Origin of the sequence: Ulvibacterium sp. (assembly GCF_965228935.1) — a bacterium.
Taxonomy (GTDB): domain Bacteria; phylum Bacteroidota; class Bacteroidia; order Flavobacteriales; family Flavobacteriaceae; genus Ulvibacterium.
In genome coordinates this window covers 1,905,874-1,921,813 of record NZ_OZ245846.1, presented here as the reverse complement: position 1 = coordinate 1,921,813, position 15,940 = coordinate 1,905,874, and the positions used below count along the sequence as shown (strand labels likewise).

Below are 15,940 nucleotides of genomic sequence, written 5' to 3'. Positions count from 1 at the left end.
TTTGCTAGTTTTACAATGTATGAAGTCTTGAAATTAAACAGGCCAAAGGTCAACTGTTTACAATATATAAACCGTAACCCAAATATAAGGCCTCAACGCCAATTGCAGATACCAATTACTTAATCATTACTGCCTACCCTATCCAACAATGATTTTAGAAAATTGTCATCAATTTCCGTGAAATCGATAAAATTGAATTTTGCATTGGACAGTATTTCCGCATCTCCGATACCTATGCTGGTCATTCCCGCATTGTTTGCGGCCTCTATCCCTGCCAAGGCATCCTCAAATACTACACAATGTTCTGGCCTAGTGCCCAATTTTTCAGAAGCCTTGATAAAAACCTCGGGGTCTGGCTTCGCTTTGGACACCTCATTACCGTCCACGACAGTATCAAAATACGATAATAAGTTAACTTTTTCCAAAATAGGTTTAGCATTTTTGCTCGCAGATCCGAGGGCCATGGGGATGTTATTGGCCCTTAAGTACTGTAAAACCTTAGGGACATCCGGTAATATTTCCGTTTCATCCATGGTATCGATATAGGCTAGATAGTCTTCATTTTTCTCGCGAAGCCAGGCATTGAACTGTTCCTCCGAAGCTTCGATATCTCCCATTTCCAAAAGGATTTCCAGGCATCTTTTTCGGCTTACCCCCTTAAAACGTTCGTTGTCCTCTTCGGTAAACGCTATGCCCAGTTCATCTGCCAACTTCTTCCAGGCCAAATAATGATATTTAGCGGTGTCCACGATTACACCATCCAAGTCAAATATAAATCCAGGAGTATTGTTCATGGGTTCAGTTTTCATAATTTGGTGCTAAAATAGCTTAGAAGTTTGGTTTTGGGTTTACTTGGCATATGAAGTTTACGTAATTCTTTTACGATTAACCATTCACAGTAGAATCCCTTTCAATTAAGGTTGCGCTAATCACTTTTGTCTGGAATATCTCATCTTCATCATCCTCATTTTCCTGCTCCACCCGCTCTATAAGCATTTTTGCCGCTATCTCCCCCATTTGCTCCCCATGTTGGGCTACAGTCGTTAAGGTAGGGCTCGCATATTTCGAGAGGATTCCATCCGTAAATCCGATAAAGGAAATATCCTCCGGAACCTGTAACCCCATGTCCTGGGCCACCCGCATACAATGGACCGCAAACATTTCATTGACGCAGAATGCGGCATCCACCTTTTCTTTTTCAAAAAAAGCTTGGATAGGGATCTTATCCATACCCAAATAGGTATAGGGCAATTTTATAATAAGATTTTCATCAATTGCCTGATTTCTGCCCTCCAGCGCGTCAAAATAGCCTCTTGCCCGTTTATTGCTTACATTTAGGTAGTTATCCGTGGTCACCAGTGCAATTCTTTTTCTTCCCTGATCCAGAAGTTTGTTTACCGCTTGTCTGGCAATTTCCCTATCGTTGATCAATACCTTATCACAGGCCACCTCATCCGCAACACGATCAAAGAGAACCAAGGGAATACCTTGTTCCGTAACTTCCTTTAAATGGTTGTAATCGTTTTTAAGTTGGGTCTCGGCGGACAGGGCCATTATAAAACCGTCCACACTGCCATTGGCCAATAGCTCCATATTAATGACCTCCTTATCAAAGGATTCATCGGACACGCACACAATGACGTTATATCCCTTCTGATTGGCATATTTCTCTATGCCCCTAAAGACGGTCGTAAAAAAATGGTGGACAATCTCCGGTATAATGACACCAATATTCTTGGTGCGCTTATTCTTAAGGCTAATAGCTACGTTATTGGGTTTGTAGTTATAAAGTTTCGCGAAGGCCTGGACTTTCTCCTTGGTATCCCGGCTTATTTCCTCACTATTTTTTAAGGCTTTGGAAACTGTGGAAATAGAAACTTCCAGTTCCCGTGCAATGTGCTTAAGCGTAATCTTTCGTTTCAAAATGCAGCTTTAATTCTGTTAAAAAAAGAAAAGTAACCATTAAAGATTCAACTCTTAAGGAAATGTTATCATTTAACATTACCCTCTTGGACAATGGTTCCATCTTCAAAAATCGGGCAAAAAGTAAAAAATGTTATATTTGGATAAAATTGCGGTTTTATCACTATTTTTAAACAAAAATACGAATAGTTTAAAGTAATAAACCATAATTTGTGATTGTGATATTTTGAAAAAGTTATCAACACGAAACCGTTTTCGTAAGCCTTGATTTCGTTATGATAGGATATTAACAAGTATTTTACATATTTTTAACTTTCGATTATAAATTAACTCAACTTAAAATTAGCTTTTTATGAAGATTACGCTACTAAGAAGCCTTGTGATGGCTGGGGCACTTTTGTGCTTCGGTTTATCCCAGGCACAGGAAGTATCCGGAACGGTTTCCGATGCCTTAGGGCCCCTGCCAGGGGCCAGTATTGTGGTAAAGGGGACGACCAACGGTACACAGACTGATTTTGACGGTAATTATACCATTGACGGTCTAGATGATGATGCTATTTTGGTCTTTAGCTATATAGGCTATAGCAACCAGGAAATCCCCGTTGCAGGGCAAACAACTATTGATGTTGTCCTACAGGAGGATGCACAGGCATTGGATGAAGTGGTCATCGTAGGTTACGGTAGCCAAGCCAAAAAGGAAATTACCTCCTCGGTGGTCAGTGTCAGTACCGAAGACTTTAACCAGGGGGTCGTTCAAGAACCGACTCAGTTACTACAAGGTAAGGTTGCCGGTTTAAGTGTGGTAAACCGAGGTGGAAATCCTAACGCCCAGCCCGTAATCCGGTTGAGGGGTATCTCCACGGTGGGAGGTAACCAACAACCTTTGGTGGTTATTGATGGAATTCTGGGAGGTTCCCTGGATAGCGTAGACCCCGCGGATATTGAAAACATTACGGTACTAAAAGATGGTTCCGCGGCCGCTATTTATGGGTCTCGGGGTTCTGCCGGGGTAATTGTGGTCACCACCAAAAAGGGTAAAGCAGGGCAGCCCCTACGCGTTACCTATAATGGGCAAATGGGGGTCTCGACCATTGCGAACCAAATCGAGTTGATGGACCGGCAAGAATTTTTGGCTGCTGGAGGTAACGATCTGGGCAGCGATACCGATTGGAGGGACGAAGTGACCCAGACCGGTGTGGCCCACGTCCACAATATAGCCGCTTCCGGAGGAGGCGAGGGCTTTAATTATCGTGTGGCCGGTAACATTAGGGATACGGACAACATTTTAATCAATACCGGTTTCCAGCAATTTAACTTCCGTACCAATTTTACAGGACTTTTATTTGATGACAAATTAAAAATTGACGTTAATGCGGCCTTTACCCAACGGGATTCCCAAATCGGTTTCAACGAGGCCTTGCGCTACGCTACCAGTTATAACCCAACGGCTCCCGTTTTTGGGGACGATGCACCTTTCCCTTTTGCTTCGGAGCAGTTTGGCGGTTACTTTGAAACCTTGGGCTTGTTTGACAGCTTTAACCCGGTTTCCATAGCCGAGCAAGAACGCAATGATGCTGCGGCCACCACCTTAAATTATGGCGTAAACCTGAATTATCGGGTCACCGATAATCTTACCCTAAATTTGAACTATGCTGCCCAAAATATTAAGACAGATCGAAATCAATATTTCCCGACAACTAGTTTAAGGCAGGGTAATGCGCTGAGCCCGACCCGAAGGGGCCGTGCTGATTTCTATAGTGAAGAGCGGCGTTTCCGCTTATTGGAAGGCTATGGAGCCTATACGAATACGTTTGCCGAGAAATTCAATTTTACGGTAACTGCCGGATATTCCTTTCAGGAAAACGATTTCAACTACAACTATTTCCAAATCGGGGATTTCCCTCCAGGAGTCGATTTTGACTGGAGTAATAATATTGATGCGGCCCAAGACCTCTTGGAAGCCGGTCGTATAGTAGCTGATAGTGGAAGAGAGGATGGAGATCGTATCATCCGTTTCTTTGGTCGATTAAATATGACCTTTGATGATGCCATTTACTTTGATGCCTCCATTAGCCGTGAGGGATCCAGTCGCTTTGGTTCCGAGAACCAATGGGGTGTCTTCCCTTCGGTGGGTGCCGGTGCCGACCTGAATAAATATCTTCAACTGCCCAACATCAATCTTTTAAAAGTCCGTGCAGGTTGGGGTCTCACGGGCGCCATACCACCCGCTGTAGGTTTAAATCAACAGATTTTCAACGTACAAAATGGTGCCGATGGTTCAAGTGGTGCCTCAACTACCCAAGACAATGGACGAGCTGCAAACCCAGACTTGAAATGGGAGGAAAAATCAGAGTTTAACTTTGGGATAGAATTCGCAATGGATCGATTCGGGGCCACCGCAGACTACTTCATCCGTGACATCCGGGACTTCATTACCTTGGCCAATATTGATGCCGCAGAAAATGATGGGTTCTCCCAGCGTTGGCAAAACTCGGGTCAATTAGGCGTAACGGGTATTGAGCTATCCGCCAACTACGATGTGGTCCGAAATGATAAATTGACCTATAATACTGGAATAATCTTTACCCAAAATAAGAATACCTTGGAAGAGAACCCCCAAGGGGATCAAGTTTTGGGGAATCTAGGGTCACCAGGGCAGAACAACACTAGCGTTATCCGTGTCAAGGAAGGTGAGGAAATTGGCCAAATTTGGGGGCCCGTCTTTTCCGGTAATGTGGATGAAAATGGCACACCTAAAATTGCCCATAGCCATCACCGGTTTTTGTGTTTATGACCATAGCCCCTTGGAACACCTCGGGCCCAAAGACAAGCTTGTGCCTTAAAACAGTTATTGATTCAATGGTTCGGGCATCGAAATCCAAAAGGGCATTATTATCCTGTATAAGACAGCCATCCATAAGGATCAATGGAGGTAAGTCTGTAACTTGAGCGTAATCAAACCCTTTTATGCGTATGAGTTCATTGTTCTTGTCCAACCTTCTGAAGGAAACATTATTTATGATTTCTACAAGGGTCTCACGAAGCGTTTTGAAGCGTACATAATCATCGAGGAGGTACACTTCTTTTTCCTTGTTGTCGGAAAACTGCCTTAGGGGATTGGACAAGACGGAATCCGGCCGAAACTGAAAGTAGGAATTCTCGATTTGATTATGGATGCTCCGTTGTAAAATCTCCTTTCGCATCGTTGAATCTATCCTTATTTCCTTAAAATGCAATTTGGAATAATCCAAGGGTTTGTGTCCCCTCAACTTAACCTTGTATCTTTCCGGATTGGTCGATAAGACCTGTAAGATAGCCTTCTCCCCGGAATAGTATTGGTCTATATTTAGGTGAAAATCTCCCAATTCGTCAGTTTCAGCCACTTCAAAAAAGTAGTCTTTTCCTGGAATGCATAGCACTACCTTTAAACCACTGATGGGTCTATTCCCTTGGGGCGCAATGACCCTACCAGATAACAGTTCTCCACGTAATTCAGGAAGATAAATGGTATCCCCGATTATGACGGACGGCCTTTCATCGATAAGATGATCCTTTTCAAAAAAATCAATCATTCCTGCTTGTAGTGGTGCCGGCATACCATTCTTTTTCCTGATGGAAATGGAGTAATCCCCTCCCATGGTCTTATCAGTATCCCTATTTTGAAAGGAAAGTGACACCTTTGCACGTTTTTTAAATTCCGTTCCGTTGATCGTCAGATCCACGGGCCCATTTTTTTCCGAAACAACCCCAATTAAGGAAGCTTTTTTAGTGTCCAATTCCTTTGGCTTTCCCAAGGAATCAACTTTAAAAGAAGTTGTTTTTTGGAATATATCCTGATTGGCCAAATAGGGATTTACAATCGCAATATCACCTTGGTAAAAATCGGATTGATTCTGATTGCGCATCCAATGGGTATAGGCCAATATTTTATACGTCCCCGAACCGATACTGGTGGGCATAAAAAAATCACCATAACCAACCCCCTTTTCCAATAGGATTTTATGTTTGAAAATGGGGTCGCCCCCAGGCCCTACCAATTCCACATAGGCTATCTTACTAAGCTTGCTTAAGCTTCCATTTCCACGTTCTAGACAATACACTTTGTAATAGAGATATTCGCCTGTTAACAATAGGGAAGAATTGATATGGACAAAAATTCGCTCTTGGGGAATTGCATGATATCCGTCAACCTGTTCATTTGTTTTAAGTGCAACCTGCCCCAACCCCTGAACAAGGGTGATGAACCATATCGATAAAATACATAATAAATGTCTCATGGAACAAAAACTATTCTACCCAAAAATCCGGTACCTTATTGCTGCCTAAGGCCGTACAATCCCCACATGCCCTAGGAACCATCTGATACCCAAGATTAAACTCATACAAAACACTATTTTCCCTTTCAAGTATGCCCTTCAAATCTTCCCCGGAAGCTGGAGCAATATTGCATTCCCTTACATAAGGAGGCAAATCCTCCCCTGGGAAAAAATCCTCATAGCTAAAGAATATCCGTTCTTCGGTTACTGCCGTCACTTCAAAAAAACCTGCGACGTTTTCGCTGTCGTCATCCAAAGAAAAAACATTGCCCGGCAAAAAGCCTGGCTGATCCTCGGTAAAGACACTGTTGGGGGACTGGGACAATCCCTTTAAATCCTCATAATAGGCAAATGCCTCCTGGGTCTGCACATATTGTCTGACCAATATGCTATAGCGATGCGATAAAATATAGTTGTCCCGATTTATAAACCGTACGGGAAAACGGCTTAGCCTATCCTCTGATAAATTCAAGGTGCTGGCAATCTCAATGGTCTTCTCCCTATCCGTACCATAACATACCCGTTCTTCCCGTTCCCTTAATATAACTTCAAAAGCAGGGCCCGTTGAAAGTTGAATGACGAACACCACATCATTGGGACCCCAAAAAGGTGCGATTATCTTAAAGGTTTCCTCATATTCGTATCGGTAGTAATTGGACTGCCGGGAGGAATCAAAAGTATCCACAAAGATTCCCATGCCTTCTTCACCCTGATCATTGGTGGTTCGCTCCGCATATAATTCGTCTATCGTAGTAGAGGCCGTAGGCAGCTGCATGGTATCCGAAAGATAGGATCTACCATCTTCCGTAGTAATGGACAGACTATAGTCCTTCCCCATTTCAGCGGCAAAAGGGGTGCTGGACAAATAGATTCCTGGCTCCTCTTCATTAAATACAAATTGTTCTCCATCCCCATCCTCAACCGTAACATTGGCGTTTTCCTCGGCTTGGGGTCCTTCTTCGTCAAAACGAAAAGACCGGGTCAAGCGTACTTCCTGCCGCTTGTTTTCATTAGTGATGATAGCATCTACGACCAAAACATCCTCAAAACCTTCAACCGTACCCTCAAAAGGTTCGGTACAACCAAAGACCCATAGCAACACCACCATCCCGAAGAGTGGTAGTGTAAGTCGTTTTTTATATGCAATTAAGGGGTACATCAATATCGGTTCAAAATCTAAAATTATAGGTAATGGATGGTATGGGTATCGTAAAAATAGAGCTTTGTAGTGCTTCGATCTGTCCATCCTGGGAAACAAAAAAAACAGAATACGGATTGTTCCTGCCCAAAACATTATAAACGGAAATGGTCCAGAAACTATGGGCAAACTTCTTTATTTTATGGTTCCCTTCAATATTGAAACCAATATCCAAACGATAGAAATCCGGAATCCGAAATTGGTTCCGTTCACTATACAGCACAAATTCGTTCCCGTTAAATTCATAGTTGCCTACGGGAAAGGTCACAGGTCTTCCTGTTTGGTATACAAAATTGCCGGAAAAACTAAATCGACGGGTAAGCTTGTAATTCAATACAAGACTCAGGTCATGGGGCTTATCAAAATTCGAAGGAAAAAAATCGCCGTCGTTTACGCGCTCCTGGGGAAATTCACTATCCAACTGAAAAAATGATCGGGAATAGGTGTATCCCAGCCAACCATTTAGTTTTCCACGGTTTTTGCGGATCAATAATTCCACCCCGTACGCTTTCCCCTTTCCCTGCAACACTTCGGTCTCTATATTCTCGTTCAAAAACAATTGGGCTCCCGTCTTGAAATCTATGATGTTGTTCTGTCTTTTGTAAAAGCCCTCCAAGCTAAGTTCGTAATCCTTAATGTTCTTATAAATCCCCAACGAAAACTGACTGGCTTGTTGGGGTTCGATATTGCGATCTGAAAGCTTCCATGTATCCACCGGGGATACCGTTGTATTGTTCGAAAGGGTATGGATGAATTGATAGGTATTATTGAAGCTGGCCTTAATGGAAAGGCTATCGTTTAAGAGGTATCGGCCAGAAATACGGACTTCGGGGCCTCCATAGGTCTCAAAAATCTCATTATTATCAAAGGTTTCGGAACCTGTAACATTAGCTTCGGTCCTAGGCGCTCCTTCTTGATATGTCCGCTGTGTGGACGGGCCCAAAGCGGCATAAAACGAATAGCGCAGTCCTAGATCCAACTGCAACTTCTCGTTGACCTTAAAATTATCCGAGATGAAAAGGGCGGACTCCAGGGCCTTTTCTTCAGGGACGCTAAGAGGTACTATGAGGTCATTTGGGCCTTTGGGCGCTATCTCACCCGGTCGCAAGTTGTATAATTTTCCAGAAACACCATAATCCAAGCTGTGTGATTCATTGGGCAGATATTTAAATACGGCCTTCAGTTCGGTTTCATCTATTTGGAATCCCTGCTCAAAGTTCCTATTGGTACTACCATCAAAATCGATATTGAATCTATATTGGCTGTTATTCAACATCAAAGTTCCGGAACTTCTTTCCCCCAGTTTTCGGTTCCATTGCAAGGAAAACATACGATTGCTATAGTCGAACAGCGAATCCGAAGTTATACTAAATACGTCCCTGCTATAATATCCCGTTGCCCTGACCTCATTGTTGTCATTGATCTTATGATTGTACTTGGCTATAAAATCATAAAAGGAAGCCTGACTATTATTCAGGTTCTCTTCGTCCAATGAGCGCAAAATCCAATCCGAGTAAGCCCCACGTGCCCCTACCATAAGTCCTGCCTTTTCCTGGGCCAGAGGAATCTCAACAACTGCATTTGAGGTCACGGGGCCGACCGAAACCTCGCCTTTAATATTGGTATCACTGGCATCCTTGCTACCGATGTCGAACACCGAGGACAATCGCCCTCCGAACTCGGCCGGAATACTTCCTTTGTAAATATTCAAATCATTTATGGCAAATGGATTAAACGCCTGAAAAAAGCCAAAGAAATGGGTAGGGTTATAAATAACTGCGTTATCCAGGAGGATAAGGTTTTGATCGGTTTTCCCCCCTCTAACATTAAATCCCGCGGAACCCTCTCCGGCAGTGGAAACCCCGGGCAAGGTAGTGGCAATCTTAAGCACATCCCGTTCACCTAGGACCAAGGGAACATTTTTTGAGGCTTCCGAACCAATCCTGGTATTTCCCGTTGAGGTATCCTCGATATTCCGGGTTGCATCGGCGGCCACGACTACCTCGTCCAGTTGTTCAAAATTCTCTTCCAGGCTAAAATCGAGCCTACCGTTATCATAGATAATTACATTTCTTCGAGAGCCCGCTACGCCCAAAGAACTCGTCTCCACTACATTCAATCCCGATGGTAGTTCTATTTCATAAAAACCTCTGTTATCCGTTACCGATCCAATGTTCAGTTCCCTTACAACGATTGCCAAGTTGGTTATGGGCTCTCCGGTGTTGGTATTGGTAACAAAACCTGAAAGCGTAAACCGGCTTCGTCTGTTGGTTTTGCGTTCCCTGCCAATTCGTATGGTCTCCAGAATCTTGTCCGGCCCATCTTTTTGTTTTCCCAAAAGAATGGGGCCTGCCGAAACATTCTCACCAGCACTCAATTCTATCCCATCCTGTTCGGACATAGCAAAGAAGCCTTCTGGCAAATCCCCATATATGCTATTATTGCGGGTTAAAATGATTCGATTGTCCCAAGTGGTAAAGAAGTTGATTTCGGTATCCTTAAAAAGATCCGTAAGAATAGTTTCTACAGATTCATTGTTGTAGCTCTTGTTCAAGAAGGTACTATCCAACCATTGTTCTGCATAATAGAATTTAAACGCTGTCCTTTGTTCTATTTCGGACAATATCTCCACAACGGATTTGTCTTGAATCTCCAGGGATACCCTCTGCTCCTTTTCCTGACCCCTTAAAGACCAGATACAAAACAATAGCACTATAATGATTACAACTCTCATAGGGTTTCCTTACCGCTTTGGCTTGAGATTAAAGCTGATAAGTCGGACAAAATGGATTTCATATAGGCATCGGGATCCGATTTTCCCAAAGAAGCATAACGATTACGAATAGCCTTTAATGATTTTCGATACTCTGGAAAAATTGCATTGAGATCATTCGCCTTTTGTAACGAATGATATATGTTGGCATAATATATGTAATACGAATGCCGGTCCTTGAATTCATAGTACAAAATTTCCTTATCCGTTCTTTTAAAGATTTTCTTGCTATGTTTTTTATAAAGGGAAAGGGAGTCGTTTTCCATCAGGACTTCCAGAAATCCAAAGGCCATATTTTCCGCAAGGTTTTGATTCACATTTTTGAACCTATGCCCGTTAATGGTAAATTCGGTCACATTGCTCTCATCAAATATTAGTATGGGAGCACCTAGTGTTTCCATATTTCTGGTCAAAAGATTTCCTTGATAGACATCATATTTGAGCTCAACATCAAAATAGGGTTGCCCATCATATACTACGGAACCAGGAACAAAATCGGGTTCCTTAAAAAATTGATGCCTTTCATTAATTACCCGATATACTTCGGTATAGGCCACTCCATTGAATATTCCCGAATTGGTCCGCCCTATTATATCATCGAACCAAATGTGCGTAGAAGGATTGTCTGCCGCTGTTTGGCTAAAATTGAAGGATGGTAATGTTACACAAAACAGTGTAATGAGGTAAAGAAGATATGAGATTTTCAAATTAAAGTTTTCGGGGATTTCACTGTTCGCGATTTTTCAATTAAGATAAGGGTTTTTCTTAATTATTCATAGGATAAATATGAATCCCCATCAATCAAACTTAAAATGGTTTGCTTACTATCGCTAAGGATGATCTACTATTATTGGGATTAGGAATCAAAATGTAAATCGCATAAGAATGAAGGGATAAACTTTTCAGATAAATTCGTTGGAATTTGCTACAACGGGTCTAAAATAATATCTTAAACCCCTCAAAAAAATTATCGCATGTACTCCATCGGATATGACATAGGAAGTTCTTCGATAAAGGCCGCCCTAGTGGCCACGGCATCCGGAAAAAGTTTGGATGTAGTCAGTGAACCCAAGGTGGAGATGGGAATGATTGCCCTGGAAAATGGATGGGCGGAACAACATCCGGATGATTGGTGGCATCATGTCTGCAATGCCACAAAAACACTGCTTCAAAAGCATAACATAGACCCCAAGGATATTACAGGAATTGGTATTTCCTATCAAATGCATGGTCTTGTCGTTGTAGATAAAAATGGCGTTCCCTTGCGAAATTCCATTATTTGGTGTGATAGCAGGGCGGTCAAAATCGGCCAGGAAGCCTTCGATGAGTTGGGAAATGATAAATGTGCATCCCGATTGTTGAATTCCCCAGCAAACTTTACGGCATCCAAGCTTAAATGGGTGAAGGAAAATGAGCCGGAACTTTACCAAAAGGTATACAAGTTTATGCTCCCCGGGGATTATATCGCCTATAAGCTCAGTGGTGAAATCCGTTCCACAATTTCAGGATTGTCGGAAGGCATATTTTGGGATTTTAAGAACAACGATATAGCGAATTGGTTACTGGAGCATTATGGAATCGAAAGGAAAATGGTACCTGATCTAGCCGATACATTTTCCATTCAGGGCAAGGTTTCGGAGCAAGGCGCCGCCGCATCCGGTCTGGCAGAGGGCACCCCTATTCTATATCGTGCGGGGGATCAGCCCAATAATGCGCTTTCCTTAAATGTTTTCAATCCCGGCGAAGTAGCCGCAACGGGAGGAACTTCGGGAGTGGTGTATGCCATTACCGAAAATCTATCCGTAAAGGAAAGTTCAAGGGTAAATAATTTTGCCCATGTGAATTATGATACTTCAAAGCCGAGAATAGGAAAATTGCTTTGTATCAATGGATCTGGGATACAATACCGATGGCTTATGAACAACCTGGATGTTTCCTCTTATGAGGAGATGAACAAATTGGCGGCTTCTGTCCCTATTGGATCGGACGGGGTGCTCATACATCCTTTCGGGAATGGCGCGGAACGTATGCTGGATAATAAGACCTTGGGTACGCAAATGTCCAACATCAATCTAAACAACCACTCCAAGGCCCATCTTTGTAGGGCGGCTTTGGAGGGTATCGCCTTTTCTTTTGTTTATGGTATGGAGATTATGGAGTCCGACGGCATTCGGCCCACCGTAATCCGGGCAGGTAATGACAACCTCTTTCGATCGGATATTTTTTCAAGGACCATCGCTACCCTTATAGGACAAGAAATCGAGATCTATGACACTACAGGGGCCATTGGGGCCGCTAGGGCCTGCGAGCTTTATAAAGGTGACTTTAAAACCTTCGGAAACAACATCATGGACAATGACTATCTCATGAAGTTTGAACCTTCGAACGATAGATCCGAATATGAATCTGCATACGACCAATGGAAACAACAATTAAAACGCTTAATCAATAATTCATAAAACATGGCACTAATAGGAGACAAGGAATATTTTAAAGGGATTGGGGAAATCAAATTTGAGGGTAAGGATTCCGATAATCCGTTGGCATTTAAATACTACAATCCGGAACAAGTTGTTGCGGGAAAGACAATGCGCGAGCATTTTAAATTTGCCGTAGCCTATTGGCATACCTTCTGCGGGCAGGGTGCGGATCCCTTCGGGCCCGGAACACAGAATTTTCCTTGGGACCAACCTTCCGATGCGGTGGACGCCGCCAAGGAAAAAGCGGATGCTGCCTTTGAGTTCATCACTAAAATGGGATTCGACTATTTCTGTTTCCATGATTTTGATCTGATCCAGGAAGCCTCCACATTTGCCGAGTCCGAAAAAAGACTGGCAACGATCGTGAATTATATCAAGGGCAAAAAAGCCGAATCGGGGGTGAAACTACTGTGGGGAACGGCCAATTGCTTTTCCAACCCAAGATATATGAACGGGGCCTCTACCAATCCCGATTTTAATGTGTTGGCCCGCGCGGGAGGGCAAATAAAATTGGCATTGGATGCGACCATAGCGTTGGATGGCGAAAATTATGTGTTCTGGGGCGGTCGTGAAGGATATATGTCGCTTCTGAATACTGATATGAAACGGGAATTGGACCATATGGGCCGGTTCTTGGGTATGGCTCGGGATTATGCGCGAAAGCAAGGTTTTACGGGAACGTTCTTTATAGAGCCCAAGCCCATGGAGCCCATGAAACATCAATATGATTTTGATGCCGCCACTGTGGTCGGATTTTTACATCAGCATGGGTTACAGGACGATTTCAAACTAAACATCGAAGTTAACCATGCCACCTTGGCCAGCCATACTTTTCAACACGAATTGGAAATGGCAGCCGCACATGGAATGCTGGGAAGTGTGGATGCCAACCGCGGCGATTATCAAAATGGATGGGATACCGATCAATTCCCAAATAACCTCACGGAGGTCACCGAGGCTATGCTCGTGTTTTTACAGGCCGGCGGACTTCAGGGTGGAGGAATAAATTTTGATGCCAAAATCCGGAGAAATTCCACGGACATGGAAGACGTATTCCATGCCCATATTGGTGGAGCGGATACCTTTGCTCGTGCCTTGATCACGGCGGATAAAATCATTGCTTCGTCCCAATATGCATCACTCCGAAAAGAACGTTATAGTTCATATGATACCGGAAAAGGAAAGGATTTTGAAAATGGTAAATTGGATTTCAGGAATCTCTATGAAATCGCAAAGGAAAATGGAGAGCTTCAATTGCAAAGTGGCAGACAGGAATTATTCGAGAACATCATCAACCAATACATTTAAGAGTTTGCTTTTGACCCTCTCAATGTATTGAATTCTATAATGGCATTGACCCGCAGAGTTTCATGAAACTCTGCGGGTCTTTGTTAAATCCATAATTTAAGACCAAAGAATTTGGGAAATTTGATGGTTTTTTTGAGCAAAACAGTTACTTTGCTAGACCGTTAAGGAGTTTATCAGTACTAACAACCAAGCCAAAGCCAATACAATTATGACTTCGTCTTTCGAATTTTGGGATTACTTCATTTTTATAGCCTATGCTTTTTTGATCCTTGGGGTAGGTCTATGGGTATCCAGGGATAAAAAAGGGCATCAAAAAAATGCAGAGGATTACTTTTTGGCCAGCAAATCGTTACCCTGGTGGGCCATTGGTGCCTCTTTAATCGCTGCCAATATTTCCGCGGAACAGTTTATAGGCATGTCCGGTTCCGGTTTTGCCGTTGGCCTGGCCATTGCCTCCTATGAGTGGATGGCTGCCGTAACCCTGTTGATCGTGGGCAAATATTTCTTGCCGATCTTCATTGAGAAAGGGCTATATACCATTCCTGAATTTGTTGAAAAGCGGTACTCCACCAACCTAAAGACCATTTTGGCCGTTTTTTGGATCGCACTTTATGTATTTGTCAACCTGGCTTCGGTATTGTATTTGGGATCGCTGGCCTTAGAGACCATAATGGGCATTCCTATGGTCTATGGTGTAATTGGCCTAGCCCTGTTTGCCGCGGCCTACTCCCTTTATGGAGGCCTTTCCGCGGTTGCCTGGACGGATGTTATCCAAGTTATCTTCCTCGTTTTGGGCGGGCTTGTAACCACCTATTTGGCATTAAATACGGTTTCTGATGGCAATGGTGTTTTAGCGGGACTTCAGACCGTATACGAATCCGTTCCCGAAAAATTCGTCATGATTTTGGACGAATCGAATCCAGAATATAAAAATCTTCCGGGTCTCGGTGTTTTGGTCGGCGGTCTATGGGTGGCGAATCTCTACTACTGGGGATTCAACCAATACATTATTCAGCGTACGCTTGCCGCCAAATCCTTACGTGAATCCCAAAAGGGAATTATTTTGGCCGCTTTTTTGAAAATTGTTATCCCAGTTATCGTTGTGGTACCGGGTATAGCCGCCTATGTTATGATAAATGATGCGGAAACCATGGGTCGCCTGGGTGATGTGGCACTTAACAATGCCCCTTCATTGGAGCAAGCTGATAAGGCCTATCCATGGTTATTACAATTTTTGCCAACAGGGTTAAAGGGAGTTGCCTTTGCTGCTTTGGCCGCGGCCGTGGTCTCCTCCCTGGCGTCGATGTTAAATTCAACATCTACGATTTTCACCATGGACATCTATAGACAATATATCAACAAAAATGCTACCGATAAGACCACTGTTAGGATCGGTAGGCTATCTGCCGCCATTGCCCTTGTCATCGCATGTATAATGGCACCTTTACTGGGAGGTATAGATCAAGCCTTTCAGTTTATCCAGGAATACACCGGTTTGGTAAGTCCTGGAATATTGGCGGTCTTCCTTTTAGGATTGTTCTGGAAAAAAACAACGAATAAGGCTGCTATTGTAGGTGCATTGGTCTCCATCCCCATTGCCCTATACTTTAAGGTTGCCCAAAACGGGTGGTCTTCCAGCCCATTTTTTGTGGATGTTCCATTTATGGATCAAATGGGATACACCGCCGTACTTACCATGTTGGTCATTGTTGCGGTGAGCTTACTACAAAATAAGGGAGCAGAAGATCCCAAGGGCATTTCGCTTCGCAAGGGCATCTTTGATACAAACCCAAAATTCAATATTGGAGCCTTTGCGGCGATGATCATTATAGCTGCCATTTATGCCTTCTTTTGGAACTAAATCATGAAGCACGTACGACCTTGTTTTCATTTAATCCGTAGTATTGTTGTGCGTCCTTGTCTATAGAAGGTGGAAACTGTG

Annotated in this window: 10 protein-coding genes; 4 read left to right on the top strand and 6 right to left on the bottom strand. The window is 43.3% G+C overall.

Annotated elements, in window-relative coordinates; all coding sequences use genetic code 11:
* Positions 1–119: 119 nt before the first annotated feature.
* Both pgmB and ACO06Y_RS08015 read right to left on the bottom strand, forming a co-directional pair.
* Positions 120–809, bottom strand: coding sequence for a beta-phosphoglucomutase (gene pgmB, locus ACO06Y_RS08020; protein WP_422083322.1), 690 nt, complete (start codon positions 807–809; stop codon positions 120–122).
* Positions 810–885: 76 nt separating this feature from the next.
* Positions 886–1,923, bottom strand: coding sequence for a LacI family DNA-binding transcriptional regulator (locus ACO06Y_RS08015; protein WP_422083321.1), 1,038 nt, complete (start codon positions 1,921–1,923; stop codon positions 886–888).
* A 352-nt stretch (positions 1,924–2,275) separates the two neighbouring features.
* Here ACO06Y_RS08015 and ACO06Y_RS08010 point away from each other — a divergent pair, with 352 nt between their 5' ends.
* A complete protein-coding gene (locus tag ACO06Y_RS08010) occupies positions 2,276–4,717 on the top strand; it encodes a SusC/RagA family TonB-linked outer membrane protein (RefSeq protein WP_422083320.1) in 2,442 nt (813 codons plus the stop codon).
* Here the strand turns inward: ACO06Y_RS08010 and ACO06Y_RS08005 are convergent.
* From ACO06Y_RS08005 to ACO06Y_RS07990, 4 genes are read right to left on the bottom strand one after another with little or no spacing between them, the layout of a single operon-like run.
* Entirely contained in the window at positions 4,677–6,200 is a 1,524-nt protein-coding gene (locus ACO06Y_RS08005) for a hypothetical protein (protein ID WP_422083319.1), read from the bottom strand. The two genes, ACO06Y_RS08010 and ACO06Y_RS08005, sit on opposite strands and share 41 nt — an antisense overlap.
* 10 nt (positions 6,201–6,210) lie before the next feature.
* A complete protein-coding gene (locus tag ACO06Y_RS08000) occupies positions 6,211–7,398 on the bottom strand; it encodes a DUF4249 domain-containing protein (protein WP_422083318.1) in 1,188 nt (395 codons plus the stop codon).
* Between the two features lie 10 nt (positions 7,399–7,408).
* Entirely contained in the window at positions 7,409–10,171 is a 2,763-nt protein-coding gene (locus ACO06Y_RS07995) for a TonB-dependent receptor (RefSeq protein ID WP_422083317.1), read from the bottom strand.
* Positions 10,168–10,917, bottom strand: a complete 750-nt coding sequence (locus tag ACO06Y_RS07990; protein ID WP_422083316.1) for a hypothetical protein — start codon at positions 10,915–10,917, stop codon at positions 10,168–10,170. The genes ACO06Y_RS07995 and ACO06Y_RS07990 overlap by 4 nt, the downstream gene beginning before the upstream one ends.
* A 267-nt stretch (positions 10,918–11,184) precedes the next feature.
* Here ACO06Y_RS07990 and ACO06Y_RS07985 point away from each other — a divergent pair, with 267 nt between their 5' ends.
* The 3 genes from ACO06Y_RS07985 to ACO06Y_RS07975 all read left to right on the top strand — a co-directional run bounded on the left by ACO06Y_RS07985 (position 11,185) and on the right by ACO06Y_RS07975 (position 15,859).
* Complete coding sequence (locus ACO06Y_RS07985; protein WP_422083315.1) at positions 11,185–12,669, top strand: xylulokinase; 1,485 nt, start codon at positions 11,185–11,187, stop codon at positions 12,667–12,669.
* A 3-nt stretch (positions 12,670–12,672) separates the two neighbouring features.
* Positions 12,673–13,998 carry a xylose isomerase gene (gene xylA / locus ACO06Y_RS07980; protein ID WP_422083314.1) on the top strand — a complete coding sequence of 442 codons (1,326 nt, stop codon included), beginning with the start codon at positions 12,673–12,675 and terminating at the stop codon, positions 13,996–13,998.
* Positions 13,999–14,206: 208 nt separating this feature from the next.
* Positions 14,207–15,859, top strand: a complete 1,653-nt coding sequence (locus ACO06Y_RS07975; RefSeq protein WP_422083313.1) for a sodium/sugar symporter — start codon at positions 14,207–14,209, stop codon at positions 15,857–15,859.
* Positions 15,860–15,940 lie beyond the last annotated feature (81 nt).

Excerpts from the sequence above, each read along its gene's own strand:
- ACO06Y_RS07985 (WP_422083315.1), top strand. The coding sequence starts at position 11,185 with ATGTACTCCATCGGATATGACATAGGAAGTTCTTCGATAAAGGCCGCC.
- xylA (WP_422083314.1), top strand. The coding sequence starts at position 12,673 with ATGGCACTAATAGGAGACAAGGAATATTTTAAAGGGATTGGGGAAATC.
- ACO06Y_RS08000 (WP_422083318.1), bottom strand. The coding sequence starts at position 7,398 with ATGTACCCCTTAATTGCATATAAAAAACGACTTACACTACCACTCTTC.
- ACO06Y_RS08010 (WP_422083320.1), top strand. The coding sequence starts at position 2,276 with ATGAAGATTACGCTACTAAGAAGCCTTGTGATGGCTGGGGCACTTTTG.
- pgmB (WP_422083322.1), bottom strand. The coding sequence starts at position 809 with ATGAAAACTGAACCCATGAACAATACTCCTGGATTTATATTTGACTTG.
- ACO06Y_RS07975 (WP_422083313.1), top strand. The coding sequence starts at position 14,207 with ATGACTTCGTCTTTCGAATTTTGGGATTACTTCATTTTTATAGCCTAT.
- ACO06Y_RS07995 (WP_422083317.1), bottom strand. The coding sequence starts at position 10,171 with ATGAGAGTTGTAATCATTATAGTGCTATTGTTTTGTATCTGGTCTTTA.
- ACO06Y_RS08005 (WP_422083319.1), bottom strand. The coding sequence starts at position 6,200 with ATGAGACATTTATTATGTATTTTATCGATATGGTTCATCACCCTTGTT.